Source organism: Kitasatospora sp. NPDC059577 (assembly GCF_042735475.1).
Classification (GTDB): Bacteria; Actinomycetota; Actinomycetes; order Streptomycetales; family Streptomycetaceae; genus Kitasatospora.
Window position 1 is genome coordinate 1 of record NZ_JBHWBZ010000128.1, and the last position, 4,158, is coordinate 4,158.

Sequence of the window (4,158 nt, forward strand, 5' to 3'; positions counted from 1 at the left end):
CCCCGTAAGCTACCCCTCACAGCGCCGAGGGAACGGCAGGGGGGACCCTGTGGGTGTGAGGGACCCCCCCGAACACTCTTACTCAAAATACCCCCTCCCTTTCGGGAGGGGGTCTTTTCGCGTTTCCGGGCCGTTCGCGGCCGCCGGCTCACTCGTCGTCGGCCTCCGGGTCCTCCGTCGGCGCCTGTCCCTGGGCCTTTGCCGGCGGCTGGGCCTCGGGCTGGGCACCCTGGCCCGGGGCAGCCGGAGCGGACGGGGCGGCCGAACCTGCCGGGGCAGCCGGAGGTTCCGCGGTGCCCCAGGCCGGGCGGTTGAGCCACTTGTCGGCGCTGTTGGTGAGGCGGGCGACGCCCGTACCGTCGGGTCGCATGCTGTAGAGGTCGGCGCCGGCGCCCGCGGGGGCCTGGGTGAAGACGATGGACTGGCCGTCGGGCGCGTAGGCGGCGGCGCCGTAGAAGGCGTCCGAGGGGGCGGTGGTGAGGGCGCCGATGGCGGTGCCGTCGGGGTGGACGGTGTAGATGCCGCCGCCGGGGGCGTTGTCGGGGCCGGCCGGGTAGGTGGTGAAGAGGATCCGGGTGCCGTCGGGGGACCATTCGGCGCGCTCGCCGGCGCGCAGTTCCCAGGGGGTGAGCTGGCGGAGGCCGGTGCCGTCCGCGCTGACGACGTAGATGGCGCGGCTGTTGGCGGGCTGCCCGGTGGCGCTGGTGCGGTACTCGAAGGTGAGTTGCTTGCCGTCGGGGGACCAGCTGGGGTTGCTGACCGAGCCGGAGTAGGGCTTGTCGTTGGTGAGGAAGGTGAGCCGTTGGACGTCGGTGCCCCCGGGGCTCATCAGGTAGAGGTCCGAGTACTGCGTCCGGGTGTTGTCGGCCGGGTCCAGGGCGCCCCAGGAACGGCTGAAGGCGAGTTGCTTGCCGTCCGGGGAGAACGCGGGGGCGCGTTCGTCCTCGTTGGCGCAGTCGGCGCCGCCGCTGGAGCTGTCGCAGAGCTGGCTGATCTGGTGGGCGCCCTCGCCGGAGGTGGCAACCGTCCAGAGCCGGGCGGCGCCGGTCTGCGGGTCGGTGCGGTCGAAGGCGATGGCGGTGCCGTCGGGGGACCAGTCGGGGCGGTCGTCGTGGGCGCGGTCCGGCGGCTGGGTGATTTGGTTCTGGCCGCTGCCGTCGGGGGCGAGGGTGACGATGGCGCTGGTGGTGCGGGAGGCGTCGGTGTAGGCCCGGCTGACGATCAGTCCGTTGTGCGCGGTGGCCGCGGCGGGGGTTGCTGCGGCGGCGCCGATCACGGCGGGTGTCGGCGTGGCGGTGGGTGATTCCGGCCGGATTTCCGAGAGCGGGATCTCCCCGGGTTCGGCCCCGCAGCCGGTGAGCAGGGTGCCCAGAAGCAGAAGGCCCGCACCGGCGCTTGCGCGTGTGCGGGCCCTGCTCGTGGGTGACTGCCTCGTACCGGTGATCCCTGCCATCTCCGCCTCCGACCTCTGTCGACCGCTCGACGTCTGCCCCCGTCGCCGATTCAGGACGAAGGCCCCCTGAAAGGAACTGTCACTGTGTCAGACGGGGAGGGTCGGCGGGCCGGCGACACGCGACGGATCGCGTTCACTCGGTCGCACGGAGTAGTGCGGGGGAGGGGTTCGTCAGTCCCGGGCGGCGCGGCGCTCGGCCTTGGCGATGGCCTCCGCCTCGTCCTCGGCCTCCGCGACCTCCAGGGTGGGGGCGGTGCCGCCGAGCTGGGCGGGCAGCCACCAGGTGTCGTCGGGGCCGGAGGGCTTGCCGGGGTACTCGCGCTGGGCCCGGTCGAGCATCTCGCTCATGGCGCTGCGGAGTCGTCTGGTGACCATGACGGGCTTGTCGCCCGGCCCGAGGTGGATCGGTTCGCCGATCATGATGGTGACCGGGACGTGGCGCTTGGTCAGGGTCTTCGGGCGGCCCTTGGTCCAGAGCTGTTGGGTGCCCCAGAGGACGACGGGCAGCAGCGGGGCGCCGGAGTCGGCGGCCATCCGGGCGGCGCCGGTCTTGAACTTCTTCAGCATGAACGAGCGGCTGATCGTCGCCTCGGGGAACACCCCGACGACCTCGCCGGCCTTGAGGGCGCGTACGGCGGCCTCGTAGGCGGGCTGGCCGTCGGTGCGGTCCACCGGGATGTGCTTCATGCCGCGCATCAGCGGGCCGGAGACCGCGTGCTTGAAGACGTCGTCCTTGGCCATGAAACGGGTCTTGCGCTTGCCGCCGCGGTAGGCGCCGAGGCCGGCGAAGAGAAAGTCCAGGTAGCTGATGTGATTGCTGACCAGTACCGCTCCCCCCCTGGCGGGGATGTGTTCGGCACCCACGATCTTGATCCGCACGTCGAGCGCGCGGAAGGCGGTGAGTGCGGCGCCGATTACCGGCGGGTACACGAACTCTGCCACGGTCAGTCCTGACTTCCACGGGCCGGAACCCGGTTCGGCGGGGGCCCGTGACGTCGCGCGGGCGGTGCCGACCGGAGCACGGCACGCCGCGGCGGTCACGGGTGATACACGGAGATGATCCCCCGAACGAGTGCCTGCTGTCACCTGAGGCGTGCGGTCAAGCCGATTTTCACGATGTGATCTCTGTGATGAATTCGAACGGGAACCTTTTCGTTCCCCGGCCGGGGGCTGCGGCTGGAGGCGGGCCGCACCGGCGGGCCGCACCGGCGGGCCGCACCGGCGGGCCGGGCCGGCGCCCGGTGGAGGCGCCGGGTCAGGCTCCGGCGGTGAGGCGGCCCTGGGCGCGCCGGACGACCGGGTAGAGCTCGCAGCCGACGCAGTAGCCGAAGGCGGCGTTGAGGAACGCGGCGGCGAGGGCGGCCGAGGTGGCCAGCAGGCAGAGCCAGGTCACCCCGGTGATGTGGCCGAGGGTGCCGACCGCGGCGAACACCATGAGGATCCCCTGGCCGAAGCGCAGCGGCCGCTCGTCCTCGGTCTCGGACGGCGGGGCCAGGCGGGGCAGGACCAGGACCCGGAAGACCCAGTCGTACGGGGAGAGCCGTAAGCCGCCGAAGGCTCCGAGGGCGAAGACGAGCGCCTGGCCGACGAGGAGGGTGCTGCTGCCGGTGAGGAGGACGACGATCAGGACGGCCGAGGTGAGCGCGGCGGAGAAACGGGGACCGCGGGGGTCGGTCTGCACGGGGGCTCCGGAAGGGTCGCGACGGGCGGCAGCGGCGGGCAGTGGCGGCGGGCGGTGGCGACGGTGGCGTCAGTGGGGTTCCGGGGCCCGGCCCGGGGCGATGACGCGGCGGGCGGTCGGCAGCGGCGGTGAGGAGCGCTCGGAGTCCACCGGCCGATCGTACGCGGCCCGCCCCCGGCGGTCGACCGTCTTTCGGCGCCCGCCGGGGCTGGCGCAGACTGGGGGGATGACCGGGCTGGTGGTGTGCGTCGTCGTGCTGGCGCTGGCGACCGCGTTCGGGCTGGTAAGGGCGGTGTGTGACGGGAGGATGAGGGTGCGGGCCACGGACGGGGCGGTACGGCTGTCGGCGGCGGAGTTGGGCGGGCCGCTCGGCGCGCGGGCGACGCTGGTGCAGTTCTCGACGGTCTTCTGCCAGCCGTGCCGGGCGACCCGGCGGGTGCTCCTGGAGGTGGCCGGGATGGTCGAGGGGGTCGCGCACGTCGAGGTGGACGCCGAGGCGCGGCTGGAGCTGGTCCGCAGGCTGGAGGTCCGGCGGACGCCGACCGTGCTGGTGCTGGACGCGGACGGCCGGGTGGTCCGGCGGGCAACGGGGCAGCCGCGCCGGGCGGACGTGATCGCGGCGGTCGGCCAGGCGGTCTGAGGACCCCTGTCGGACCCTCGCCGGACCTCCTCGGGGAGGATCCCGTCGTGGTCGGTCCGCCCCGTCGGGTGGAGTCGGCCCCCGCCTGGGGCAGGATGGGTGCAGGCGGCCGGCGCGGCCGCCCGGCATAAGCTACTGGCCAGTAGTGACCACTGGGCTACCGGCGAGTATGCTGCCAGGAAGTTCCGGACCGGCACGGGAATTCGCTGCCCGGAGCGGGTGCGTTCCGTGTTCGCCCCGCTTGCACAGCCGCAGCCGTCGGACGAGACCAGTACAGGAGACAAGGCCGTGAGCTTGAGGATCGTCGTCTGTGTGAAGTACGTGCCGGACGCGACGGGTGACCGTCGTTTCGCGGACGACCACACCACCGACCGGGAGGGTGTG

At 73.0% G+C, this 4,158-nt stretch carries 4 protein-coding genes and 1 pseudogene; 2 read left to right on the forward strand and 3 right to left on the reverse strand.

The window, feature by feature from the left end; translation table 11 throughout:
* Nucleotides 1-148: 148 nt before the first annotated feature.
* The 3 genes from ACFV0O_RS41220 to ACFV0O_RS41230 form a co-directional block, all read right to left on the reverse strand.
* Nucleotides 149-1,276 carry a TolB family protein gene (locus tag ACFV0O_RS41220; protein WP_380350140.1) on the reverse strand — a complete coding sequence of 376 codons (1,128 nt, stop codon included), beginning with the start codon at nt 1,274-1,276 and terminating at the stop codon, nt 149-151.
* Between the two features lie 348 nt (nt 1,277-1,624).
* The gene (locus ACFV0O_RS41225; protein ID WP_380350142.1) at nt 1,625-2,395 is read right to left on the reverse strand and encodes a lysophospholipid acyltransferase family protein; all 771 of its coding nucleotides are present in this window, start codon (nt 2,393-2,395) and stop codon (nt 1,625-1,627) included.
* Nucleotides 2,396-2,708: 313 nt separating this feature from the next.
* Nucleotides 2,709-3,134 carry a DUF4395 domain-containing protein gene (locus ACFV0O_RS41230; protein ID WP_380350145.1) on the reverse strand — a complete coding sequence of 142 codons (426 nt, stop codon included), beginning with the start codon at nt 3,132-3,134 and terminating at the stop codon, nt 2,709-2,711.
* A gap of 226 nt (nt 3,135-3,360) precedes the next feature.
* Here ACFV0O_RS41230 and ACFV0O_RS41235 point away from each other — a divergent pair, with 226 nt between their 5' ends.
* Both ACFV0O_RS41235 and ACFV0O_RS41240 read left to right on the forward strand, forming a co-directional pair.
* On the forward strand, nt 3,361-3,774 hold the full coding sequence (locus ACFV0O_RS41235) for a TlpA family protein disulfide reductase (protein ID WP_380350147.1): 414 nt from the start codon (nt 3,361-3,363) through the stop codon (nt 3,772-3,774).
* 288 nt (nt 3,775-4,062) lie between these two features.
* Nucleotides 4,063-4,158, forward strand: a pseudogene (locus tag ACFV0O_RS41240) (electron transfer flavoprotein subunit beta); the annotation flags it as partial.

Excerpts from the sequence above, each read along its gene's own strand:
- ACFV0O_RS41235 (WP_380350147.1), top strand. The coding sequence starts at position 3,361 with ATGACCGGGCTGGTGGTGTGCGTCGTCGTGCTGGCGCTGGCGACCGCG.